At 68.7% G+C, this 23,775-nt stretch carries 25 protein-coding genes and 1 pseudogene; 21 read left to right on the plus strand and 5 right to left on the minus strand.

Annotated elements, in window-relative coordinates:
• Positions 1–11: 11 nt before the first annotated feature.
• Positions 12–365, plus strand: coding sequence for a hypothetical protein (locus IE258_RS02785; protein ID WP_189738454.1), 354 nt, complete (start codon positions 12–14; stop codon positions 363–365).
• Positions 366–485: 120 nt separating this feature from the next.
• Here the strand turns inward: IE258_RS02785 and IE258_RS02790 are convergent, their stop codons facing one another.
• Positions 486–2,198 (minus strand): chitinase, encoded by a 1,713-nt coding sequence (locus IE258_RS02790; RefSeq protein ID WP_189738457.1) that lies wholly within the window; start codon positions 2,196–2,198, stop codon positions 486–488.
• A 318-nt stretch (positions 2,199–2,516) separates the two neighbouring features.
• Between IE258_RS02790 and IE258_RS02795 the strand changes: the two genes are divergently transcribed.
• The 13 genes from IE258_RS02795 (at position 2,517) to IE258_RS02855 (ending at position 12,375) form a co-directional block, all read left to right on the plus strand.
• Positions 2,517–3,479, plus strand: coding sequence for a hypothetical protein (locus IE258_RS02795; RefSeq protein WP_189738460.1), 963 nt, complete (start codon positions 2,517–2,519; stop codon positions 3,477–3,479).
• Positions 3,480–3,557: 78 nt separating this feature from the next.
• Positions 3,558–4,265, plus strand: a complete 708-nt coding sequence (gene cpaB / locus IE258_RS02800; protein ID WP_189738463.1) for a Flp pilus assembly protein CpaB — start codon at positions 3,558–3,560, stop codon at positions 4,263–4,265.
• A gap of 7 nt (positions 4,266–4,272) precedes the next feature.
• On the plus strand, positions 4,273–5,529 hold the full coding sequence (locus IE258_RS02805) for a CpaE/TadZ family protein (RefSeq protein WP_189738466.1): 1,257 nt from the start codon (positions 4,273–4,275) through the stop codon (positions 5,527–5,529).
• Positions 5,526–5,921: a TadE/TadG family type IV pilus assembly protein gene (locus IE258_RS02810; RefSeq protein WP_189738470.1), complete on the plus strand. Its 396-nt coding sequence runs from the start codon at positions 5,526–5,528 to the stop codon at positions 5,919–5,921. Before IE258_RS02805 ends, IE258_RS02810 begins: the two co-directional genes overlap by 4 nt.
• Position 5,922: 1 nt before the next feature.
• Positions 5,923–6,285: a TadE/TadG family type IV pilus assembly protein gene (locus tag IE258_RS02815; RefSeq protein WP_189738473.1), complete on the plus strand. Its 363-nt coding sequence runs from the start codon at positions 5,923–5,925 to the stop codon at positions 6,283–6,285.
• An 18-nt stretch (positions 6,286–6,303) separates the two neighbouring features.
• Positions 6,304–7,641: a TadA family conjugal transfer-associated ATPase gene (locus IE258_RS02820; protein ID WP_189738477.1), complete on the plus strand. Its 1,338-nt coding sequence runs from the start codon at positions 6,304–6,306 to the stop codon at positions 7,639–7,641.
• 9 nt (positions 7,642–7,650) lie between these two features.
• The gene (locus IE258_RS02825) at positions 7,651–8,601 is read left to right on the plus strand and encodes a type II secretion system F family protein (RefSeq protein WP_189738480.1); all 951 of its coding nucleotides are present in this window, start codon (positions 7,651–7,653) and stop codon (positions 8,599–8,601) included.
• 19 nt (positions 8,602–8,620) lie between these two features.
• Entirely contained in the window at positions 8,621–9,523 is a 903-nt protein-coding gene (locus tag IE258_RS02830) for a DUF5936 domain-containing protein (RefSeq protein ID WP_189738484.1), read from the plus strand.
• A gap of 262 nt (positions 9,524–9,785) precedes the next feature.
• Positions 9,786–9,986: a Flp family type IVb pilin gene (locus tag IE258_RS02835; RefSeq protein WP_161376422.1), complete on the plus strand. Its 201-nt coding sequence runs from the start codon at positions 9,786–9,788 to the stop codon at positions 9,984–9,986.
• Entirely contained in the window at positions 9,986–10,582 is a 597-nt protein-coding gene (locus tag IE258_RS02840) for a pilus assembly protein TadG-related protein (RefSeq protein WP_189738487.1), read from the plus strand. The genes IE258_RS02835 and IE258_RS02840 overlap by 1 nt, the downstream gene beginning before the upstream one ends.
• A gap of 32 nt (positions 10,583–10,614) precedes the next feature.
• The gene (locus IE258_RS02845; RefSeq protein ID WP_189738490.1) at positions 10,615–11,199 is read left to right on the plus strand and encodes a hypothetical protein; all 585 of its coding nucleotides are present in this window, start codon (positions 10,615–10,617) and stop codon (positions 11,197–11,199) included.
• Positions 11,200–11,207: 8 nt separating this feature from the next.
• Positions 11,208–11,828 (plus strand): OmpA family protein, encoded by a 621-nt coding sequence (locus tag IE258_RS02850; RefSeq protein ID WP_189738493.1) that lies wholly within the window; start codon positions 11,208–11,210, stop codon positions 11,826–11,828.
• Positions 11,829–11,883: 55 nt separating this feature from the next.
• A complete protein-coding gene (locus tag IE258_RS02855; RefSeq protein ID WP_229891910.1) occupies positions 11,884–12,375 on the plus strand; it encodes a hypothetical protein in 492 nt (163 codons plus the stop codon).
• A 19-nt stretch (positions 12,376–12,394) separates the two neighbouring features.
• Here IE258_RS02855 and IE258_RS41065 read toward each other — a convergent pair whose 3' ends face one another.
• Positions 12,395–12,793, minus strand: coding sequence for a hypothetical protein (locus IE258_RS41065; RefSeq protein WP_229891911.1), 399 nt, complete (start codon positions 12,791–12,793; stop codon positions 12,395–12,397).
• A gap of 49 nt (positions 12,794–12,842) precedes the next feature.
• On the opposite strand from IE258_RS41065, the gene IE258_RS41070 reads away from it, so the two are divergent.
• The 3 genes from IE258_RS41070 (at position 12,843) to IE258_RS02870 (ending at position 14,823) form a co-directional block, all read left to right on the plus strand.
• A complete protein-coding gene (locus IE258_RS41070) occupies positions 12,843–13,307 on the plus strand; it encodes a hypothetical protein (protein WP_229891912.1) in 465 nt (154 codons plus the stop codon).
• Between the two features lie 160 nt (positions 13,308–13,467).
• Entirely contained in the window at positions 13,468–14,448 is a 981-nt protein-coding gene (locus IE258_RS02865) for an AraC-like ligand-binding domain-containing protein (protein ID WP_229891913.1), read from the plus strand.
• A gap of 69 nt (positions 14,449–14,517) precedes the next feature.
• Positions 14,518–14,823: a hypothetical protein gene (locus tag IE258_RS02870; RefSeq protein WP_189739326.1), complete on the plus strand. Its 306-nt coding sequence runs from the start codon at positions 14,518–14,520 to the stop codon at positions 14,821–14,823.
• Here IE258_RS02870 and IE258_RS02875 read toward each other — a convergent pair.
• Positions 14,820–15,227 carry a DUF192 domain-containing protein gene (locus IE258_RS02875; protein WP_189738504.1) on the minus strand — a complete coding sequence of 136 codons (408 nt, stop codon included), beginning with the start codon at positions 15,225–15,227 and terminating at the stop codon, positions 14,820–14,822. The two genes, IE258_RS02870 and IE258_RS02875, sit on opposite strands and share 4 nt — an antisense overlap.
• Before the next feature lie 248 nt (positions 15,228–15,475).
• Between IE258_RS02875 and IE258_RS02880 the strand changes: the two genes are divergently transcribed.
• From IE258_RS02880 to IE258_RS02895, 4 genes and pseudogenes are all read left to right on the plus strand, one after another.
• Complete coding sequence (locus IE258_RS02880; RefSeq protein ID WP_189738507.1) at positions 15,476–16,141, plus strand: hypothetical protein; 666 nt, start codon at positions 15,476–15,478, stop codon at positions 16,139–16,141.
• Positions 16,129–17,175 (plus strand): hypothetical protein, encoded by a 1,047-nt coding sequence (locus IE258_RS02885; RefSeq protein ID WP_373309705.1) that lies wholly within the window; start codon positions 16,129–16,131, stop codon positions 17,173–17,175. Before IE258_RS02880 ends, IE258_RS02885 begins: the two co-directional genes overlap by 13 nt.
• Positions 17,176–17,416: 241 nt before the next feature.
• Positions 17,417–17,747, plus strand: a pseudogene (locus IE258_RS02890) (transposase); the annotation flags it as partial.
• A 91-nt stretch (positions 17,748–17,838) separates the two neighbouring features.
• A complete protein-coding gene (locus IE258_RS02895) occupies positions 17,839–18,120 on the plus strand; it encodes a hypothetical protein (protein ID WP_189738510.1) in 282 nt (93 codons plus the stop codon).
• Positions 18,121–18,208: 88 nt separating this feature from the next.
• On the opposite strand, the gene IE258_RS02900 is transcribed toward IE258_RS02895, so the two are convergent.
• Together IE258_RS02900 and IE258_RS02905 are read right to left on the minus strand one after the other, a co-directional pair.
• Complete coding sequence (locus IE258_RS02900) at positions 18,209–19,186, minus strand: SUKH-3 domain-containing protein (RefSeq protein WP_189738513.1); 978 nt, start codon at positions 19,184–19,186, stop codon at positions 18,209–18,211.
• Entirely contained in the window at positions 19,183–23,727 is a 4,545-nt protein-coding gene (locus IE258_RS02905; RefSeq protein ID WP_189738516.1) for a DUF6531 domain-containing protein, read from the minus strand. The genes IE258_RS02900 and IE258_RS02905 overlap by 4 nt, the downstream gene beginning before the upstream one ends.
• Between the last annotated feature and the right edge of the window lie 48 nt (positions 23,728–23,775).

Genomic DNA, 23,775 nt, shown 5'->3' on the forward strand with positions numbered 1-23,775 from the left:
CCGGAGAACATATGTATCGAGAATTCATCGTCCCTGACGACCAGGAGATCCTGGAAGCGATCGGCGAGTGGCCGGAGGCGGAGGAGGACGGTGAAGCCCGCTGTCTCACGCTTCAGGGCGAGGAGCAGGAGTGCATTCTGCTCTCCTACGATGCGCTCGGCAGGTCGGTGCGAGTGAGGTGGAGGAACAGGGAAGGGAAGGAGACGCTCGACATCTTCCGCGAAGGCGCGACACGCATGTCGGTGCACAACGGGAAAGGTGTCACCTATCTGTCGCTTGAATTCCACGTGGGCGAATGTGCCGGGAAGATGGAGATCCAGGTGTTCCCGCATTTCACCCTCAGGGATCAACTTCTCATGGTCTGAGCCCGATGCTGCGCGCGATGCCGGGAGACGGCTGACGCGCAGCGACAGGCCCCCGCCCGCGCGTAGGCGGGCAGGGGCCGGGTCGGCAGGATCAGCCGGAGCGGTAGCGGGTGGCCGGGGTTACGGCATCGCGTCCACGTGGGCGCCCACCGCGTTCGACCAGGCGTTGCCCGCCGTCGCGTCCCAGTTGGTGGACCAGGTCATCGCGCCCCGGAGGTCGGGGTACGTCCTGGAGGGCTTGAAGGAGCCGCAGTTGGTCGCCTTGGTGAGGCAGTCCAGGGCGGCGTTGACCACCGACGGGGCGACGTAGCCGCCGCCCGCCGCGCGGGTGGAGGCCGGCAGGCCGAGGCCCACCTGGGACGGTGCGAGGCCGCCCTCCAGCTGGATGCAGGCCAGGGCGGTGAGGAAGTCGACCGTGCCCTGGGCGTACACCTTGCCGTCGCAGCCCAGCATCGTGCCGCTGTTGTAGTACTGCATGTTGACGACGGTGAGGATGTCCTTCACGTTCAGCGCCGTCTGGAAGTAGCCGCCCTGCGTCGACTGCATGTCGATCGTCTGCGGGGCCATGGTGAGGATCATGTCCGGGCCGGCCTTCGCGGACAGGGCGCGCAGGGCCTGGGTCATGTAGGTCGGGTTGAGGCCGTTCTCCAGGTCGATGTCGACGCCGTCGAAGCCGTACTCCTGCATCACCGAGTACACGGAGTTCGCGAAGTTCGTCGCGGAGGCGGAGCTGTTCACCGAGACGGTGCCCTTCTCGCCGCCCACCGAGATGATGACCTTCTTGCCCGCGGCCTGCTTGGCCCGCACGTCCGCCTTGAACTGGTCGACCGTGTAGCCGCCGAGCCCGGCCGAGTCGAGGTTGAAGGTCACGGCGCCCGGCGTCGTGGTCGCGTCGGCGAAGGCCACCGCGATGATGTCGTACGCGGCCGGCACGTCGGAGATCTTCTGGACCGTCGCCCCGTTGTTGAAGTTCTGCCAGTAGCCGGTCACCGCGTGCTTGGGCAGGTCGCTCTGGTTGCCGCCGTCGTCCGGGGCCGTCGTGCGGGCCGTGACCGCTGCCGACTTCACCGATTCACCGGCCGCGTTCGTCGCCGTGACCTGGAAGGAGTACGACGTCGAGGCCGCGAGCCCGGTCACCGTCGCCGACGTGCCGGTCACCGCGGTGACCTTCGTGCCGTCGCGGTAGACGTTGTAGCCGGTGGCCCCCGAGACCGTGTTCCAGGTGAGGGAGGCGGAGTTCGGGGTCGTGCCGGAGACGTTCAGGCCGGCCGGGGCCGAGGGGACCGTGGGGTCGGGGTCCCCGTCGCCGCCACCGCCGTCGGGGCCGAAGACGGACAGGTCGTCGACGTAGTACGCCGCCTGCCCGTACCAGCCGTGCGTGTACACGGACACGGAGGTCGTCGAGGAGCCGGTGCTGAAGGTGGTCTTGAGCTGCTTCCACGCCGTCGAGTCCGGGGTCCAGGTCGACACGTCCGTGGTGCCCGTGCCCGTCACGCCCAGGTAGGAGTACCCGCCCTGCACCCACGCGCTCAGCGTGTACGTCGAGTTGGGCTTCACCGCGACGCTCTGCGAACAGCGCGCGTTGTCCTGCCCCGCCGGCGTGGCCTTCAACGCGGCGGAACCCGCGTGTGCGGGGGAGGCGACGGTGGTGCCGCTGTTCGCCGAGCAGGTCCAGTTGCTCAGCCCGGACTCGAAACCGGCGTTCTTGGCGTTGTTGACGTCGGCGGCCGAGGCCGGGCCGACGGCCGTGAACGCCAGAGCCAGGGCGGCGGTGACGGCGCCCGTCAAGGAGCCGAGACGTCTTCCGCGGCTGCGTCTGCGTACGGGGTCCACTGCTGCCTCCGGGGGTGGGGTGGGGCGGAATGGGGGACGGTGGCCACCGCTGACGTACAAGGTGGTCCAGACCAATTGAAGGTGTCAAGAGGTAGGTACGGACCAAGTTGGCGGCCCGTGTCGCATCATCCGGAAAGCGGCAGCTCGCCATCGAAAATGCTCAACCTGCCCTGATTTGGCGCATCTTGTGCAACACAAGTTGTTCCACAGGCTGGAGAAACGGTGTTCTCCGGTCACAGACGCGTGGATACAGTGCTCAGGTAGTCACGCAGTGAAGTCATCCGGGTGTGCCGGAGTAACACCGGCGGACCGACGGGCATGGGAGACGGGGAGCCGCGCGTGCCAACTGCCATTGCCGTGACCAGTGCCGACATGGCACTGCCGCCGCAGGACGAACGGACGCTGCCCGCGGCCGTGCTCCAGGACGTCGACCGCCGCCCCCTGGAACAGGTGCTGGCCGAGCTGCAGACACTGGTCGACCAGCACGGACACGTGATCGTGGTGTGCTCCCAGGCCGTCCCGGCGGGCGTGGAACGACGCCTGCACACCGTCCGCGCCCTCCTGGAGACCGACCGCATCGCCCTGTTCCGGCCGTCCCTGCCGCCGCTCGGAATCGCCGTCCTCGCCCGCCAGTTGCGCCAGCTGGCCTCCTGCGACCTCGGCCCCGGCGTCCTCGCCTCCGCCGGCCGGCTGCTCACCCACTACATCCACGCCGGGGCCCTGCTCGGCTCCGTCGCCCGGCTCGACCGCGTGCCCGTGGACCTGAAGGCGCACGCCAGGTCCTGGGTGCCCGGCAGCCAGTTCGGCGTCGTCGCCCACCCCGTGCCGCAACTGGTGAAGGTCGGTCCCGAAGCCGCCCTGACCGGACCGGAGTTCGGCACCTCGCTGCTGGTCGCCAAGGGGCAGCTCGCGCCCGACTGGGTCACCGGCACCCTCGCCCCGTCCTGGCGCGTGCAGGGCCTGCGCGAGGCGGCGCTGCCCGCGGAGTCCTCCCACTGGTGGGGCACCGGACGGCTGACCGAGTTCTGCGCGTACCTCCCCGACCTCTCGGTCCTCTACCAACTCGTCACGTCCGTACGGCGAAGCGCCTGCCACTGGTGCGGCATCGACGTCATCGGCGACCGCTGCGTGTTCTGCTCCGCGACGCCACCGGACTACGACGGCAGCGGCGGGAACGGCAGCGGCGGTAACGGGACGGGCAGCGCCCGGGACCGTGCGCTGGGCCACCGCCGCGATCCCGCGCTGGGCCGCCGCCGTGAGAGACGGGCCCTGACTGGGTAGGCCCGTAGCGCCCCGTCCGCCCGACCCAGCCCGTCCGTCCACCCGGACACCCGACCCCCCAATGAGGTTGCACGGCCCATGAACTCCCGTCAGCGCCGCGGCATCATCCTGCTCGTCCTCTCCGTCCTGTGCGCCCTCGGCGCCTTCGCCGGCGTGCTGTCCGTCATCAACGACGTGAAGTCCAAGGTCGGCCCCGAGGTGACCGCGTACCGGCTGAAGAGCGACATCGAGCCCTACACGCAGCTCGGGGCGGCGCAGTTCGAGAAGACCGAGATGCCCGAGCGCTGGCTGTCCGAGAACGCCGTCACCGACCTGTCCCAGGTCCGCGGGAAGATGGCCGTGACCAGGCTGAAGGCCGGCTCGCTGCTCCAGACCGACATGATCGTCGACACGCCCGCCCTGCGCCCCGGACAGCAGGAGGTCGCCATCATGATCGACGCGGCGACCGGCGTCGCCGGGAAGATCACCCCGGGCTCCACCGTCAACGTGTACGCCACCTTCGAGGGCGCGCGCGAGGGCGACCCCGACCAGTCCAAGATCATTGTGACCAACGCCAAGGTCATCGACGTCGGCGAACTCACCTCGCTGGAGCCCGACGAGGACAGCCGCGACCGCGAACCCACCGACGCCGTGCCCATCACCTTCGCCCTGTCCACCATCGACGCCCAGCGCATCACCTACGCCGAGTCGTTCGCCCGGCGCGTCCGGCTCGCGCTGGTGGCCCCCGGCGGCGACACCACGGTCCCCGACAAGGACCGGACGTACGAACTCGCGAAGGACAAGTGAGAGCCGTATGGCCACGAGGATCCTCCCGGCAGTCGGCGACCCGGACGCCGTACGGTCCCTCACGTCGCTGCTCAGCCAGCTCCCGGACGCCGAACCGGTCGCGCCGGTCGCCGACTCCACCCAGCTCGTCGACACCCTCGCCCGGCTCGCCGCCGAGTCGGTGGACGAACTGCCCGAGGTCGTGATCGTCCACGAGCGCATCGGACCGGTCCCGGCCCTGGAGCTGATCCGCGAAGTCGCCCTCCGCTTCCCGGCCGTCGGCGTCATCCTCGTCACCTCCGACCCAGGACCCGGCCTCTTCCAGGCCGCCATGGACTACGGCGCCCGGGGCCTGGTCGCCCTCCCGCTCGGCTACGAGGAAGTGGCCAGCCGCGTCCAGGCGGTGGCCCAGTGGTCGGCGGGCGTACGCCGGCACCTCGGCGGCGCCGTCGACGTGTTCACCGGAGCGGGCGGCACCGTCGTCACCGTCAGCGGCGCCAAGGGCGGCGTGGGCGCCACCCTGACAGCCGTCCAACTCGCCCTGGCGGCACAGGCGTCCGGCCGGTCCACCGCTCTGCTCGACATGGATCTGCAGACCGGCGACGTCGCCTCCTACCTGGACGTCCAGTTCCGCCGCTCGGTGGCCGACCTGGCCGCCATCACGGATCTCTCCCCGCGCGTCCTGGCCGACGCCGTCTTCCGCCACGACAGCGGCCTGGCCCTGCTGCTCGCCCCCGGCGAGGGCGAACGCGGCGAGGAGGTCACCGACCGCGCCGCCCGCCAGATCGTCGCCGCCCTGCGCTCCCGGTACGAGGTGGTCGTCATCGATTGCGGAGCCCAGCTCGGCGGGGCCGGCGCGGCCGCCGTAGAGAGCGCCGACACGGCGCTGCTGGTCACCACCCCGGACGTGGTCGCCGTACGGGGCGCCAAGCGGGCGGTGCGGATGTGGGAGCGGCTGCAGATCCGCAAGGCGGAGGAGACGACGGTGGTCGTCAACCGGCACACCCGGGGCACCGAGATCCAGCCCCCGCTGATCCAGCGGATCACCGGCACGGCGATCGCCGCCACCACGGTCCCGGCGAACTTCAAGGAACTCCAGGGCGCCGTGGACGCGGGCCGCGTCCACGAACTGGACGGCAGAAGCACCGTGAAGCAGGCCCTGTGGACCCTCGCGGGCGAACTGGGCCTGGCCGGCCCGTCCGACGTCGGCCGGAAGGGACACGGCCGCCTCAGGGGAGACCGGGGCGCGGCCGGCTTCCGGCGCCGGAAGGACGGTGCCGGGTGAGCGGGTTACACGGACGGGACCGTGCCCGGGACGGCGGCCAGGTCACCATCGAGTTCCTCGGCATGACGCCGGTGATCATCGCGACGCTGGTGGTGCTGTGGCAGCTCGTGCTCGTGGGATACACGTACACGCTCGCGGGGAATGCTGCGGACGAGGCGGTACGGGCGGCGACGGCGGCCGAGCGCGGGGCGCGGCAGGGGGCCTGCCAGGAGGCGGGCCTGGACAAGCTGCCGGGCTCCTGGGAGGGAGGTGCCAGTGTGGACTGCGGCACCGCGGGCGGTTACGTCACCGCCGACGTGCGCATCGAGGTCCCGCTCCTCTTCCCGGGCACCCTCAGCGTCCCCTTCACCGTGCACGGACACGCGGGGGCCGTGGAAGAGGAGGACGACTGAGATGCCGTACTCCCGCGGGCGACGGGCGAGGGACCGGGGCCAAGTGGCCATCGAGTACCTCGGCTTCCTGCCGATCCTGGTCGTCGTCGGCATGGCCGTCGTACAGCTCGGCCTGATCGCGTACACCGCCCAGCAGGCCGGCACCGCGGCCCGCGCGGGGGCGCGCAGCGCCTCGCTCCAGGAGAGCGCGCAGGCGGCGTGCGCGGCGGCCGTCAGCAGCTGGCTGGCGGACGGCACCGACTGTCCGCAGTCGTACGGCGGGGACGAGGTGACGGTCACCGCCACCGTCGAGATCCCGTCGATCGTGCCCGGATGGGACTTCGATCCGGCCCGCAAGACCGCCACCATGCCGCTGGACCACTGACCGAGGAGCCGAGGACGCATGAGCCTGCGCGCACGCATCCACTCCCCCGAGGAGCACGGCAGCCGGGGCGAGGACGGACACCTGGTCGCCTCCTACCGGGCCAAGCTCCTGGAGGAGATCGACCTCGCCGAGATGAGCGCACTGGCGATGGCCGAGCGCCGGGCCCGCCTGGAGCGGGTCCTCGGGCACATCATCAGCCGCGAGGGCCCGGTCCTGTCGACGGTCGAACGCTCCCAGCTGATCCGCCGGGTCGTCGACGAGGCCCTCGGCCTGGGCATCCTCGAACCGCTCCTGGAGGACGCGTCGATCACGGAGATCATGGTCAACGGCCCCGACGCGATCTTCGTCGAGCGGGCCGGCCGCGTCGAGCAGCTCCCCCTCCGCTTCGCCTCCCACGACCAGCTGATGCAGACCATCGAGCGCATCGTCTCGACGGTCAACCGCCGGGTGGACGAGTCGAACCCGATGGTCGACGCCCGGCTGCCCTCCGGCGAGCGCGTGAACGTCATCATCCCCCCGCTCTCCCTCACCGGCGCCACCCTCACCATCCGCCGCTTCCCGCGCTCCTTCACCCTCCAGGAGCTGATCGGCCTCGGCTCGCTCGACGAGAACATGCTCTACCTGCTGGCCGGTCTCGTGCAGGCCCGCTTCAACATCATCGTCTCGGGCGCGACGGGCACCGGGAAGACCACCCTCCTCAACGCCCTCTCCGGCCTCATCCCCGAATCCGACCGCATCATCACCATCGAGGACTCGGCCGAACTCCAGCTCCAGCAGGCGCACGTCATCCGCCTGGAGTCCCGCCCGCCCAACGTCGAGGGCCAGGGCCGCATCACCATCCGCGACCTGGTCCGCAACTCGCTGCGCATGCGCCCCGACCGCATCGTCGTCGGCGAGGTGCGCGGCGGCGAGTCCCTCGACATGCTCCAGGCCATGTCCACGGGCCACGACGGCTCGCTGGCCACCGTCCACGCCAACAGCGCCGAGGACGCCCTGATGCGGCTGCAGACCCTGGCCTCGATGTCGGACGTGGAGATCCCCTTCGTCGCCCTGCACGACCAGATCAACAGCTCCGTCGACGTCCTGATCCAGCTCACCCGCTTCGCCGACGGCGCCCGCCGCATCACCGAGATCGCCCTGCTGGCCAGCCACGGCGGCGAGCCGTACCGCCTGGCCACGGTCGCCCGTTTCAACGCCCGCCCGATGACCGCCGACGGCCGCGTCGTCGGCGCGTACGAGTACCACCCGCTGCCGCACCGCACCGCCGAGCGCCTCTACATGGCGGGCCAGCCCATCCCGCAGGCCTTCGGTGTGGCCCACACCCCGGACCAGCTCACCACCCGAGAAGCCAGGTAGGACCGCCCGATGGAACCGGAACTCGACACGCTCGTCACGCTCACCACCGGCGTCACACTGCTGACCTGCGTCCTGGCGGTCGTCGGCCTGCACTCCTACGCCGCAGGGAAGGCCCAGCGCGCGGCCCTGGTCGACCGCCTCACCGCGACCGGCCGGGCACCGTCGGCCGGACGCCGGCGCCGCTTCCCGACCCTGGACCGCCGCCTGCGCCGCACCAAGCTCGGCCGGAACCTGGAACGGCGCCTGTCGGCCACCGGCCTGGACGTGACCCCCGGCGAGTTCTTCGCCTACATGCTGGCGACGGTGGCCGGCCTTTGGCTGATCGGCCAGGCGGCCCTGGCCCCCTTCTTCGGCCCCCTGGCGGGCCTCCTCGGCATCGGCGTGGCGATCCAGTTCCTCAACTGGCAACGCCAGAAACGCATCGAGAAGTTCATCAACCAACTCCCCGAACTCGCCCGCATCCTCGCCAACGCCACCCAGGCCGGCCTCGCCCTGCGCACCGCCATCGGCATGGCCGCGGAGGAACTGGAGGCCCCGGCCGGTGAGGAACTGGGCAAGGTCGCCGACCAACTCGCCATCGGCGCCTCGATGGACGACGCCCTCGGCGAACTCGCCGACCGCCTCCCCTCCCGCGAACTGGTGGTCCTCGTCACCACCCTCGTGCTGTCCAACCGGGCGGGCGGCCAGGTGGTCGGCGCGCTGCGGAACCTGACGGAGACCCTGGAGGAACGCAAGGAGACCCGGCGCGAGGTCCGCACCCAGCTCTCCCAGGTCACGATGACGTCGTACGCCGTCCCCGTCCTGGGCATCGGCTCGTTGCTCCTCATGAACGGGGTGAAGGACGGCGCCCTGGAACGCATGACGGGCTCCCCGGCCGGCCAGGCCGCGGTGATCACCGCCTTCGCGCTCTACGCCGTCGGGTTCGTCCTCATCCGCCGCCTGTCCCGCATCGACGTCTGAGAGGAGGGAAGACAAGGACATGGGCCTCGAACTCCCCGGCATACTCCTCGCCCTCCTCATGGCCCTGGCCGTCTGCGGCGTCTTCGCCGGCATCCGCATGTATCGGGCGGAGGCGAAACTCCCCGACGACCTCGCCCTCGCCCTGGAGGTCGGCGCCACCCGCACCGGCGCGGCGCACTCCCTCATCGACCGCATGGGCATGCGCTACGCCCCCGCCGTACTGCGGCTGATGGGCCCGGCCCTGGTCGCCAGGTACCGCCGCCGGATCGACCTGGCCGGCAACCCCGGTGGCCTCACCATCGACCGCTACGCCGCCCGCCGCGCGGTCTACGGCGCCCTGGGCGCGCTGGGCTTCCTGGTCTTCCTCCTGCGCGGCCAGTACCTGGTGGCTCTGCTCCTGCTGGCCTTCGGCGCGTTCTGGACGGAGGTGGGCATTTGGTCGGCGATCCGCATCCGCAAGGACGTCATCGAGCGCACCCTGCCAGACTTCCTGGACGTCCTCGCGGTCGTGGTCAGCGCGGGTCTGGGATTCCGCCAGGCCCTGGACCGGGTGTCCACGCGCTACGAGGGCCCCTGGGCCGACGAACTGCGCATCACGCTGCGCCAGATGGACCTCGGCATGAGCCGCCGCGAAGCCTTCACGGAGCTGCGCCGACGCAACGACTCCGAACAGGTGGCGATGTTCGTGACGGCACTCCAGCAGGGCGAGGAACTGGGCGCCCCCATCGTCGACACCCTGGTCTTCCTGGCCAAGGACATGCGCCGCACCGACGCCCAGAACGCCCGCCGCAAGGCCGCCCGCGCGGTCCCCAAGGCCACGCTGATGATCACGACCTTCATGGTCCCGGCCACGATGATCCTCCTCGGCGCGGGCCTGATCCTGGGCTCGGGGACGGACTTCGGCACGATCACGGGCGAGTAGGAGAGTGCGACTGCACATGAACAGGAGAAGGCAACTACCGCCCGCCTATGACCCATTGACCTCACTTCACCGCAACACCTTTCGCATGTGCAATCAACTGTGGGACAGTCGATACCTGGTACTCCCGACAGGTCGAGGTCCCAACCGAGCGCAAGGGAGGTGGAGATCGTGGACGCCGTGAAGACCGGCACGACCAGCCAGCAGATCACCGCCGCCCACCCGCACGAGGAACACGGCTTCGCCCAACCTGGAGGGGAACACCATGACCAACTGGCTGCACACCGTCGCCGCATACCTGCACACCCACACCCCGACCCGCAACGACAAGGGCCAGACGGCGGTGGAGTACCTGGGCATCATCGCGGTGGTGGTGGCCATCGTCCTGGCGATCACGGGGACGGACATCGGGCAGACGATCTACAACGCGATCAAGGACAAGATCACCGAGGTCACCGGCGGTTGATGGCTCCGCGTCCACGCGACGACGCAGGGCAGGCTTTCCCCATCTACATCACGGTGGTGGCGGGCCTGCTCTTTCTCGCGCTCGCGTACCTCGCGGTCGGTCAGGCCGCAGGTACTCGCAGCGAGGCGCAGACGGCAGCGGACGCCGCGGCACTGGCGGCGGCTCTGGAAACCCGGGACCAGCTGGCGGACCAATGGCTCGACAAGGTTCTGGAGCCGGAGTCGTGGCAGGAGATATTCGAGGGAAAGGCAGTGATTCCCAACGCGTGCTGGCGCGCCGAGGAACTGGCGGCACGCAATGACGCGAGCGTGGATTGCGTACCCGACGGACTCTTGGGCTACACAGTCTCGGCCGAGACCAACGAGACCGTCGGGGACACCATCGTGCCGGGCACAGAGGATCAGAAGGCGACGGAGAGCGCGACCGCGGTCATCGAAGCCCGATGCTCGCCCACACCGCCCGCCGAGGATGCCGACGACGAGGCACTGCCGAGCCTCACCTGTAAGGGTGGCGAGGACTGGGACGTGAAGCCGGAGGAGCTTTCGGACCTGCCGAAGGCCGAGGACCTGTTCGACGTCCATCTGGCCGACAGCTGACAAGCGAAAACGAGGACGAAGGAAGCGGAGTCATGAGCATTCGGTTCACAACAAGGGCTCGCGGGGGACTGTCCGCATGGCCCGTTGCGATCGTGCTGGTCTTCGGCCTGGTGGCTTGCGGCGGTGGAGGCGGGAGCGATGACGACAAGCCGGAGGCGTCGACGGCTGCTTCCAAAAGCAGCGAGTCCAAGCCGGATGCCCAGGAGGGGGATGAGGAACAGACGCTCGCCGAGTTGAAAGGACCGAGTGGCCTGTTTCTCAAGGTCACGGCTTCAGAACGGGACGCGGGGGGCTTTATCACCATCAGCGGGGACTTGAAGAACGACGGGGAGAAGACCGTCAACATTCCCGCTCAACTGAGTGGCAACGAAACCGAGATCGTCAGGAACGGTAGCTCTCTGGGGGGCGCCACTCTGGTGGATGCCAAGGGGAAGAAGCGCTATTACGTACTGCGCGACACAGATGGTCGCCCGCTCACGACCACGAACTTTCCAGCCCTGAAGGCAGGCGAGTCCCTTCCCGTGTTCATGCAGTTCCCCGCACCCCCCGCCGACACCGCCGAGGTGACGCTTCAGCTGCCGATGTTCACCACCGGCACCATCGAGATCTCCGGGTGAGGCACACCATGACCTCACCCCCGCGTTTGCTGACGGCCGTCACCCTCATGCTCGCCACGACCCTCTGCGGCACCACCACGGCCCACGCCGATGACGACCCCAACGACCCCCCGGGCACGGAACCCTCCGCCTCCGCCCCCGTCGACGTGGACCCCAACGACCCCGACCTGAAGCTCCCGGACGGAGCCACGCTCGCCCAGGCGAAGGTCCTGGACATCAAGTCGGTCGTGGAGGAGCAGAGCGGCGACGAACGCCGCGAGGACACCAACACCAGCGTGACGCTCGCCCTCCAGGCCGAGGTGCTGTTCGGCAAGGACAGCTCGAAGCTCGGCGCCGAGGCCAAGTCCCGTATCAGGGGCATCGCCGACGAGATCAGAACCCAGAACGCCACCCGCGTCCGCGTCTTCGGCTTCACCGACAACCTCGGCTCCTCCGCCCACGGCGACGTACTCTCCAAGCGGCGCGCCAACGCCGTGCACGACGTCCTGTCCCAGTCCCTCAACGACGCCGGCATCACCTACGAGGTCCGCGGCTACGGTGAGCAGTACCCGATCGCCGACAACGCGACGGAGGCCGGCCGCAAGAAGAACCGCAGGGTCGAGGTCTCCTTCCCCCGCACTGAGCCCTGACGCCATGAGAAAGCACCTGCGCATGCGCCGCCCACGCCCCGCTCGCACACTCCTGATGACCCTCACGGCGCTGACCGCCCTGACGACGACCGCGTGCAGCGACACCCAACAACCGAACGACGCCGAGCCACCCCCCACCCCGCGGAACCGCCCCACGACGTCCCACCCCGCACCCCAGCCCCCCTCCCCGTCACCGGCGGACGGCACCGACGTCGGCGCCTGCACCGACGGCAACTGCGAGATCGCGGTGACCGAGCCCGTGACGATCCGCTTCCCGGCACCGGACGACGCCGGCCGGGCAACGTTGTCGGTGACGAAGGTCGGCCCGAACGAGATCGAGTACGAGGTGAAGTCCGGCAACAACCGCTCCACCGGCGGCGCCGAAGGCCCCGGCCAGGGCTGCCTCACGTACCTCCGCGACCGAGGCAGCGGCAACTCCTGCGGCACCCTCGACCCCACCCGCCCGAGCCCGCGGCCCGGCGCCGTGGTGATCCAGGCGACGACGGGCACGGACGGCACGGCACTCCTCCACATCGTCTCCCCCTGACGCAGCCCGCTCCCGTACGTCACCCCGTGGAGGCGTCGATCCGCAAGCTCGCCCGCGCGGTCGCGAACAGACGGCTCTGCTCGGCGAGGCGCTGCGCGGTCGCCTCGGTGTCGACCAGCAACTGGTACACGTGGCCCGCCCTCCCGGCGACGAAGACCTCCAGCCGCTTACGGGGTTCGCTCTGCTGTGTCCAGTGGTAGTCGATCTCCAGCCAGAGAGCGTCCCGCCCGTTCTGACGCGTCTTGTGCGTGGTGACCTCGATGCCGGCCATCGACGACTCGGCGGTGTCGCGGTACCAGGCCAACTGCCCCGCCGAGGCGGCCTGCGGGGTCGACCCGTACGACCTGTCCCGCTTGACGCTCAGGTCGTAGGCGCCGTCCGGTGAACGCCAGGTGCTCTGCAGCTCACTGGCGGGCACCTCGTCCCATCCGCCCGGCCTGCCGAAACAGACGGTAAGAGAGGCTTCTTTGACCCGGCGCCAGGTCTTGGGCAGAGACGACGAACAGGACGAGGCGGGAGCCGAAGTGGAAGCGGAACCGGACGCAGCATCCGAGGCCGAAGCCGAAGCCGAAGCCGAAACCGAGACCGATGGTGAAGGTGAAGACGAAGGGGAAGACGACGGCGACGACGACCGCGACGGCGATGCGGCAGCGCCCCCGTCCGAGGACGACGACGCCCCGGCCTCCGCGACACTCCGACCGAGCGGCGATGAACCTCCCACGAGAGGTATCCCGAAAACCGCCAGGAGCAACCCCGCGACAGCGGTGATCGCCGAGACCACGGCCGCCACCTCCCCCATCCGCCTCCCTGGCGAGGCGCCGCCACCGGAACTGCTCAACTGCCCTACCACGCCTCTCTGTCGCCGAACCGGGCTCACCACTGTCGGACACATCCGCCCCCTCGTCCTCGCCCGAGCGCGCAGACTTCTTTGACGATGGGCGCAAACCCCGCATGAAGTGACCGGTCGAGAGCTCCCGCGCGCGCGGGACCGCGGCGCAGAATGTCGGCAGAGTCGGCTCAGGTGCGACTGCTGCGGGGGTGGCGGGAATGGAACGGGGCACAGCTGTGGGGAGAACCGGGGCAGGTGAGTCGGTGCACCTCTCCACGGACAGCGTCAGTGGCCCCGAGGGGTTCGGCTGGTGGGGGGACATGGTCAGCAGGGCGGTGATGCCGGTGTCGCTGGCGAGCGAACACGCCCACCACTTCACAGGCGAGGTGACCATGCTGGAACTCGTGGACACCGAGTTCTCGGCCTTCTCCTTCTCCCCGATGTCGGCGCGCCGGACACCGGACCACATCCGCACGTCCGACCCGGAGAACTACTTCCTCTTCCTCGTCCACGGCAGCCCCATCGGCCTGGAGCAGCGCCGCAACAACGCCCTGCTGCGCGCCGGTGACGTGGCCCTGTTCGACACCTCACAGCCCCTGGCCTGCGAGTTCCAGGACCAGGGCCGCCACTCGCGGGTGAGCGTGCTGCGGCTGCCCCGAGCGGCCGTGCCGCTGCCCAGCCACAAGACGGACCGCCTGGTGGCCACGCCGCTGCCCACCCGTACCGGGTCCGGCGCACTGCTCACCTCCTACCTGGCAGGTCTGCGCGAGAACGCGGCGCACTGCGGTCCGACGGAGCTGCGCCGCCTGGGCACCACGGCCCTCGAACTGGCGGTCACCTTCCTCGGCGCCCGCCTAGACAGTGCTCCGGCGCTCCCGATCGAAAGCCGCCGACGGGTGCTCCTCGCCCGTATCAACGCCTTCGTCGACCACAACCTGCACGAGCCGGACCTGGGCCCGGCGACGATAGCCGCACATCACCACATATCGGTACGCCTCCTGCACGCCCTCTTCGAGGAGGAGCCGGAAACGGTCAGCGCCACGATCCGCCGCCGCAGACTCGAACGCAGCCGGTCCGACCTCGTCGATCCGCGCCTGCGGCACCGCACGATCGGCGAGATCGCCGACCGTTGGGGTTTCCGCCACCCCGCCGCCTTCAGCCGCACCTTCCGCGAGGCGTACGGCATCTCGCCCACCGAAGCGCGAACTGCACCCCACGACAAGCAACCCTGCACTCCCCACTGAGGACCAGGACACCGATCCCCGGCACAGTGAATCGGCGCAACGGCACCGAGCGGGGGAGAGGCCAGGGGAATGAGAGCGAACGACACGGAGGAGCCCGAGGGCGGACGCCCCTGGGACCGTAAGCCGGGCGGGGCCGGCCCGCCCGGCCCCGGCGACCCGCACCCGCCTCACGGCGACGGCTCATGGCACACGACGCGCAGCGTGCCGTCCATCGTGGTCGTCGTCCTCATCGTCATCTGGACGGTCTTCGCCGTGCAGTGGAAGGAGAAGGACTGCGCCTTGGTGCCGACCTCGTACCTGCTCGTGATCACGCACGGCACCCCGAGCGTCTTCGAGGGATGCGGCGACCACGCCGTCGACGTAACGGACGACTAGCCCCGCCGACCGGCCTCTCCGGCCGACGCCGTCGGGCCCTCCACGACCTCCACCCGCGCCCCCACCCGGACCCCCCACTCACCCATCGCCCCGGCCTCCGCCTCCAGCACGTGCCGCGCCCGCAGCCGGGGCCGTCCGAGCCTGCCCGGCCGCATCGTGCGCACGGCGACGACGTTGAGCCGCCGGTCGAGGTAGGCCACGTCGATGGCCATCCGCATCCGGAACGTGTGCACACCGCTGGCGGGGGTCAGCAGCATCGCCCCGTCGACCGAGTCGCGCCCCAACAGCCCCTTGGTCCGCGCCCGGTACGAGCTCGCGACCTCCAGCGGAACCCGAACGCGCTCCCCGTCGGGCCCCACCACGGCCAGCACCCCCACCCCGTCCCGCCACCGCCGCCGTCCCATGCAGCTGCCCTCCGCTAGCCCCGTCCCGCCCCCCCGGCTGAAGGTATCGGCTCCGGAGCTGACGACCGCCGGACCCCTTTGCTGCTTCCGGTGCGTTACGGAACCGTTATGGCCCAAGAAGCCACAAGTGCAGAGGGTTTGAACTCCCTGGTGGCCGGGAGGAGACCGGTGTCACCCTGGTGCCGCCCGTCCCCGGTGGATAGCGTTGCTTCGCTGAAGAGAAGCCTCGTCCCACCCAGGAGCCGACAGTGAATCGCCGCCGCCCCACCCTCCTCGCAGCGCTCACGCTGACCGCCACAGCGGCCTTGACGCTGTCCGCGTGCGGCAGCGACGACGACAGCCCGGCCAAGGGGGAGGACGAGATCGCGGGGGCGGACACCGGTAGCTCCACCCCGTCGGCGTCACCGACGGCGTCCGAGTCCTCGGAGCCGGGGCGGCCGGAGATCGAACTGCCCGACGATCTCTCCTACACCTTCGACTGGCCCAAGACCGGGGACAAGGAGAAGGACGCCGTTCTGGCTGACGGGGAGCAGTCCATCAAGGCCGTGGACCTGGCAATCGTCAATCAGGATCCACTCGACAAGGCATACCTCTACTACTACGAGGGCGAAGCCGCTGCCGGGACGCAGGAGTTCATCCAGGCGTATGTCAAGGAGAACGCGCGAGTGACGGGTGCCTACCGCTTCTACGACGCGGTGGTCAACGTGCGCGGAGCTGACAGTGCCTCGCTCGTGTACTGCGAAGATCAGGGCAAAGCCTATGACATGTACTTGAAGCCGAAGAAGGTCAACAAAACGCCCGTGACCAAGAACAGTTACGTGCTGTACAACACCCAACTGAGTAAGAACGACAAGGGTGTGTGGGTTGTACAGAAGATGTTGTCCCAGAGGGGGAGCGACAAGTGCCAGCCCTGACTCCAGCCACGCGTGCACTGGCTGTGTCAGTCGTGATCGCTGCTGTCGCCCTGGGCGTGACAGGTCCGGCCGTCGCTGACAACAAGATCGGTGGTGGCGCTCAGTCGCCCAGTACGGACGCGCACGGCGAGTCCGACGGAAGCGGTACCGTCTCGGCGACCGCCGGTGCCGTCGTCTTCGATCGTTCCAAGAACGGCTCGGGGGCGTCCGTGGGTCCGGTGGCCGCTGCGACGAACTGGACGCCGCCCGCTTGCTACTACGCCCCGAAGTACTCCCCGGAGCAGCTCCAGAAGGTCAAGGAACCCGTCTGGGAGGCCGAGTCGACGGGCTACCAGTGGGATGCCGCGCAGCGCGACAGGTACGTGAACGGGAAGCCGTACAAGGACTTCAACAAGGAGAAGGCCGGCGAGGGCTACTGGTGGGACTCCTACGTCACGCCCGGCCGTGAGGGGGACCCAGGGGCGCTCGACTGCAATAAGGAGACGTTCTGGGTGGACACCGGTGACGACCCGCCGGCGGACATCCCGCAGGCGATCACGCCGGAGGTCCTCGCCCAGCTCGCCTACGCGGAGATCCGCGTCCCCACCACGGAGGTGGAGCTGAGGCCCGCCGAGGCGACGAAGGTGAACCTTCCGACCTGGGCGTGGCTCGACGCGACGGACTTCAAACCCGTGTCGGTGACGGCGTCGGTTCCTCTGCTGGGCGTGCAGGCGACCACCACGGCCGAGCCGGTGTCGGTGAAGATCGACCCGGGTACGGCAGACGCCCAGACCTACCCGGCTTCCGGGGTGTGCGAGGCCGCGAACGGCACCATCGGCGAGCCTTACGCGAAGGGGAAGGCCGATGAGACGCCGCCCTGTGGGGTCAAGTACCTGCGTTCGTCGGGCGACGGGTCGTACCAGCTGAAGGCCACGGTCACCTGGAAGATCCACTGGACCGGTACCGGCGTGGTCGGGGAACAACCCTTGCCCGACGGCGACTTCGGCGGAGAACAGGACGTCGTCGTTCAGGAGATCCAGGCCGTCAACCGCTGAGTAGCGAGAGGGCCCTGGGCCGCACGACTCTCGGTCGGACAGAGGCCGACCAGGCGGACCGGCTTGAGGGCGGGCGAGGGTGGTTCACCGCAAGGGTTGGCGGGCGCACCGTGGGGGTCGAGCCATGGCCGGTCAGCCGTCAGGGCTCGTGGAGAACTCAGGCTGATCACCCGGGGAGTCGGAAGGGTAGAACGGAACGACCGTCGCCCGGGTTGGCAGGTCGAGGATCGTGGCCGTCGGCCGGACCGGAGCCAGGATCCTCATCGACGTCGGCGACGGCCGTTCGTTTCCGTCCGACGCCCACCTGGCCGCTTACGCCGGCCTTGCCCCGGCAACCCAGCTCGGGCTCGTCAATCTGTGGCGAGCAACCGGCCCGGAGAGGAAACAAGCAGCCCAAACGGGCCTTCTTCCCCTCCGCGTTCGCGGCCCTGGCCGACCCGGTCTCCAGGGCCTACTACGACAAGAAGATCAGCCAGGGCAAGCACCCCACCCAATCTCTCCTCTGCCTCGCAAGACGACGAGCCGACGTACTCTTCGCGATGCTCCGCAACGGAACCTTCTACCAACCCCAACCCGCCCCTTCAGCTTTGACCAAACCCATAGGGGCCCCACGCCGCTCACGCCCTGCTCAACGAGCGCTACACCACCGCCCGCGGTGACGGGATGACACGCGCCATCGCCGAACTCGGCGTCGCCACCGCACCGCCCGAGACCGCCGACGCGGCCGCGCTTGCCCGCTGTACACGGGATCACTGGGCCATCGAGGCCCGGGACGCGACGTTCGACGAGGACGCATGCCGCGCCCGCATCGGCAGCCTTCCCAGGGCCCTGGCCACCTTCCGCAGCCTCGCCCACCTCGCCGGATGGACCGACAACGCAGCCGCCCAGGGCCACTACCGCAACCACCCTGCCGACGCCCTACGCGAACTCGGTCTCGCCGGATGAGCACGCATCACGCCTATCGTTGCAGGTCGGGATTACTCTTCTCGTTTTTGATCACCCAGCGGACGCGCAGTCACGTGAAAGACGGAGGCTAACGGATGCCCCGGACGAGCTTGTCCAGCGCAGCGTCGGCCGTGTCGGCCAGCGGCTCGACATCATCCATGCCCAGGTAGAACGCCCCACTCTCCGCCATGACCAGATACGAGTTTCCTTGGGAAAGATCGCCTACTGGATAGAGGTACACCTCAGCATCTTCGCTGAGAGCCTCAATAATTTCGAAGTCCCACTTGGCCAACGAAGGGTCGATGCGGAACGGCGATCGAGCCGCATTCACCCCTGGCCCTCTCTGACTCACCTCCAGGCCGCCGAATTCAGCAAGAAATCGACGCACGGCGTCATGCATGACGTAGCCGTCATCGGCTTCCTGCATCTCTCGCTCCCAGGACTCGACGGAGACCGTGCGTCCTGGATACCAGCCGGCCAGTCGAAGTACGTGCTCCGTCTCAGGCGACCACCTGGGTACGCCGTCCGAACCATGGGTGGCTCCGAAAGCAGGCGGGAGCTCCAGGTGGTCGCCCACGAGCACGTAGGGCAGGGGCGCCTCGGTACGTCGCTCGAGGACGAGCTTTTCCAAGGCTTCATATGCGCTATGCGCCAGCAGTTCTGCGTCGGCACCGACGTAGACAGAGCCATCGGGGGCCATGCCCAGACAACTGGCCCCTTCGTCCACGCGCCCGATGGGGTACAGACGGGCGCCAGCGCTTTCATCCATGCGCCGAAAGGTTTCCTGAACCCCATGGCAAACCTCGGGGTTCGCGTCGACGTCGCACGGCTCGAAACGGAACGTAGATTGCGGCATCACTGGACCAGGTGTCCAGGTATCCGTCGCCAAGCCGGCGAATTCGCCGAGGAAGCGCCTCGCCTCATCATGCATTTCAAACCCGCCGAACTCCCTCAAAGGAAGTTCATACTTGTCAAGAGGAACAGACCGGCCGGGATACCACCCGGCACACCGCAAGACTTGATGCGTCAGAGGCGACCACTCCGCTGGAACCTCGTCGTCCATCATTCAATCACCGCCGTAATTCCGAGTTGATCGAGTACATTCTTACAGGAGTCACAAGGTGGTTTGATCTTGTGGTGGTTGGGATTGCCTGGCGCACGGACATCGACGGCAGCCATCGTGCCGCCCCGTGGGTCGACTCCTGCCTTCATCGCGTTCGACAGTGCTTCGGCCTCGCCGCACTTTCCGTGCTGTCCGCCGACCCGTACGTTCTCGGGCACTCTGTCATAGGCGGCCCTAACGTCGGGGTGCAAGTCGTGCTCTCCGCCCCCCTTGATACTCGCCCCGTCAAAGGTCCGATTGTGCCCCGGCACCGAAAGCCCAGCCGCACTGGTCGGCCTGGTCTTTTTGCTCGCTCCCGGACGCTGCTGCTCCACGTCGGCCCGCCGCTTGGCCGCGTCACGCGCCGCGTCTTCGCAGGAGGGCGCCAATCCGAAGGGATCGATCGCTGTAAAGGGGTTTGCCACGTACGCGCGCGGGTTCGGGCCCGGTGCGAGACCAAGGGGGTCCGACGTAACGTACTGACCCGTCTCCGGGTCGTAATGACGCTGGTAGTTGTAGTGCAGCGCCGTTTCCGGATCGTGGTACTGCCCCGGGAAGCGCAGCGGACAGTACGCTTCATCCGCGTTCGGCTTGTCGATCGGTGCCCCCCACACCGTGGTCCGAGCCCGCCAGGCGAGTTCTCCGGGCTCCGTGACCATCTCGACGGGTGTGCCGATCAGGTCCGTGACGATGGAGTAGAACTTGGCGTCCACCCACTCCTGCGTCGCGTTCGACGGCACACGCTCGATCTGCGTCACTGGGCTGAAGCGGTCCTGCTCCCAGTCCCACACAGTGCACGTGGGTTCAGCGCCGGCGGACCAGGTCACTTGCTCGGCGAGAACGAAACCGTCCCAGACGAACGTGGTCTCCTCGACGACGCTCCGCCCGTCTGCACTGAGCCGCCTTTTCGCGATACGCCGACCGAAGGGGTCGTAGGCGTAGGTCCACGAGGTGCCGTCCGGGGTGATGACTCCGACCAGGCGGTCCTCGCTGTCCCAGGTGTAGCGCCAGATGTCGGGTTTGCGCGACAGCCGCTTCTTGCGCCTGACGACGACCCGACCCTGTTCGTCGTATTCGTAGCTGACGCTTCCCACCCGGTGGACGGGGCTTTTCTCCACACTCCGTGCGGAGTGCGCGGACTCCCCCTGATGCCACTCGCCCTCGACGATGTTGCCCGTGGCGTCGTACACGTAGCGCTCGGACCAGTCGGTCGCGCGCACGCCTGCCACCCGTCCACGCCCATCGACGTCGACGAAGCGGTCGCCTCCCTGAAGGTCACTGATCGCGGCGACTGTGCCGTCGGGTCGGTAGCGGTATGCACGGTGCTGCAGGGGGACCGGCTCGCCCGTCGTCAGCGCGTCGGCTCTCCGACTTTCCGCGGTGACGGTCTGCGAGCTGAGCCTGCCGGTGCCGTCCCAGGTCTGTCTCAGCGCGACGCCGCCTGTGCGGCGCTCGATCTCCCGTCCGCCCTCGTCGTAGGCGAAGGTGATCGTTCTGCCAGCCGTCCGCAGGACAACCGGGCGGTCGCGTTCGTCGTACTCCCACGCACTCTCGGCGTTCGACGGGGTGATGCGCCTCACGCGTCTGCCCAGCACGTCGTAGGCAGAGCGTACGGTGGTTCCGTTGCACGTCTCCGCCACCACGCGGCCGCGGGCGTCGCGTTGGTAGCTCAGTTCGGTCCCCGGACCGACCACGCGGCGCACCTGACCCACAGGGTCGTACTCGAAGCGTGTGACGCCCTCCGGCGCCCGCTGTTCAGTGACCTTGCCGAGGTCGTCGCGAACGTAGTCGATCGACTGGCCCGCGCCATTGGTCTGCCCAACGAGTCGGCCGACCGGGTCGAACCGATAGCTCTGAGCACGGCCGTTGTAGTCACACTCCTGGACGAGACGTCCGGCTTCGTCGTACGTGTACTTCCACACAGCTCCTTGCTGATTGGTCACCGAGGTGACTCGTAGCTGACGGTCGTACGAGAACTCCACGCGTGAGCCGTCCGCGTCCGTGCGCGAACGGAGGAGATCAAAGGCGCCGTAGTCGAAGCGGGTCACCCGTCCCGAACCATCCACGTGCTCGGTGAGGTTCCCCTCGCCGTCGTACGCCCGACGCTCCGTGGTCCCGTCGGGCAGTTCCACGCTCAGTTGCCGGCCCTCCGGCGTCCAGCTCAGTCGGGTGACGGCACCATCAGGACCCCGTTCCTCGACAACCCTGCCGAACGCGTCACGCACCAGTCGCGTGGTACCGCCTTCGGCATCGGTGGAAGCGACGGGTAGACCCGCCGCGTCAGCTTCGAGAGAGGCTGTGCCGCCGCTGGCGTCGGTGACCTCGATGAGCGCGCCGTCGTCCCTGTATCGATAGGTGATACGGGCGCCTGTTGGATCGGTCTCAGCGACCAGGTTGCCGTGCTCGTCGTACGCCATACGCCAGACATGACCATCGGCCTGGACCACCTCGAGGGGTTGCCCCCACTCGTCGTTCTGAGCGGTCTCCCGGTGGCCGTCGGGCCGCAACACGGTGGTCGGCGCACCAAGCTGGTCATAGGCGTACCGGGTAGTCCGACCGCGTGCGTCGGTTCTCGCCAGCAGGCGGTCGTAGCGGTCCCACTCGAACCGCGTGGTGTTACCGAGCGGGTCCGTCTCAGCCAGAAGTTGATACTCGTGGTTCCAGTGGTAACGCGTGGTGTGACCCAGGGCGTCGGTGTAGCGCGTCTCTTGGCCGCCGGTGTCGTAGGCGATGGTGCACCGCAGAAGTCCGTCGGTGCCCTCGCCACCCACACATCTGTCCTGATCGTCGTAGAAGAAGCGGTACCAGAAGCCTTCTCGATCGGTCCATGACGTAATGCGCGAGCGGTCGTCGTACGCCAGCTTCAGCGGCAGGCCGCTCGAATCGAATATCTCTGTGAGGTCGCCCGCGGGGCTGTAGACAAAGCGCCTCAGCAGCGTGCCGTGGGGATCATTCTCCGGGTTGCGCAAGCGCAAGGCGGTGACACGCCCCGCCTGGGTCGAGACATCGATGTGTCGGCCACCGGAGTCTCGCACCACGATCGGCGTGCCGTCGGCAGAGCGGTCGATGTCGATCCGGTAGCCGTTGCGATCGGTCATCGCCACAAGTAGGAGGGTGAACGCCTCACCGATCGGGACCGGGCGCTTGGGAGCCGCGAAGTGTCGGGTGATTCCAGCGAGTGGATCGGTGATGCACAGCGGGGCGTCTGACGCGCCGCTCCAGTGCAACGGCCAACGCGGTCCTTCCGAGGGCAGCACCGATGCCCCGGGTTCGGGAGCCGGGTAGATGAGGATCATGCCGTCCTCAGTGGCGTAGGCGGCACCCTGGTCGTCCAGCTCCAGACGTTCGTCGAGCGTGGACGCCCAGGATGCGCCGAAGGAGCGGCCAGCCCGGTAGGTGGACAGGTGGGTGCGCCTCAGCACCACGGGGAGTAGACCGGGCAGCTCGACATCGATCTCGGTCATGTACATCTCACCGGAGATCATGTCGATCGGATCGCCGTTCAGGCACCGCCCCTTACCGGGCTTCGCCTTTGCCACGGCGTTGTCTGCCTCGCTTCGCAGGCCCTTCTTCCCCAGCCCCTTGGCCATGGCCTTCAGGCCGGTCTTGCCCAGTGCCTTCGCGCCCTTGGCGAGTCCGCCGAGGGTGGTGAGCCCCTTCATGCCGGGTATGCAGTCGAGTGCGGCGAACCCCACGTCCCACAGGGATGCTTGGCCCTTGCTGTATTTGTTGAGCGTGTCGGCGAGGACGACGAGGGCGGCGACCAGGACGATCGCGCCGAGGATCGGGCCGCCGATGACCATCGCGATGATGCCGACGACGGCGACGACGACCTTGCAGACCGCGACGATCGAGTCCCAGTTGTCGGAGACCCAGTCCCCGACCTCCTCCCACCAGGAGCGGTTCTGGATGCCGGCGTCGGATGCCTCGTCGATCCTGCCCTTGGCCTCCCGGGTCGCGTCGTCACGCATCTTGCGCGCGTCCTCGGCCATCTTCTTCGCCGCGTCCAGCGCGCTCTGCGCGTCGTCCACGGCGGACTGCGCGTTGGCGTGCGCGGTCTTGGCGTGCTGGACGTCACGGGTGGCGGCGCGGACCTTGGCCTCGTCCGGCTTGTCCGCGTCGGACTTGCTGCCGGTCGGGTCGTCCTTGTACTTGTCCGCCTCCTTCGACGCCCGCGTCACCCATGAATCCGCCGAGGACAGCTTCGACTGCGCCGAGGACAGGTCCTGGCGGGCCTCCCGCGCCTTGATGAGCGCCCGGTCCGCCAATGCCTGCGCCCGCTCCAGCTTCGGCCAGAAGTCCGCGAGCGCGTCGCCGCACATCCCGTACGACTTCTCCAGCTTCTTCAAGTTCTTCGGAACGCCGGAGAACTCCTCCTTGAAGACGGTCGCCGACTTCCCCGCCCACTCGGCCAGGGTGGACTCGCCGGCCATGCCCTTCACCAGACGCAACGCCTCCGAGACATCGTCGGCGAAGTCGTGCAACGTCTTCGCGAGCGTCCGCACCCGCTGCGGATCCCCCGGGGTCGGGTCCTTGTCCAGGTCCAGGACATG

It is taken from the genome of Streptomyces tendae, from assembly GCF_014650435.1.
Classification (GTDB): domain Bacteria; phylum Actinomycetota; class Actinomycetes; order Streptomycetales; family Streptomycetaceae; genus Streptomyces; species Streptomyces tendae.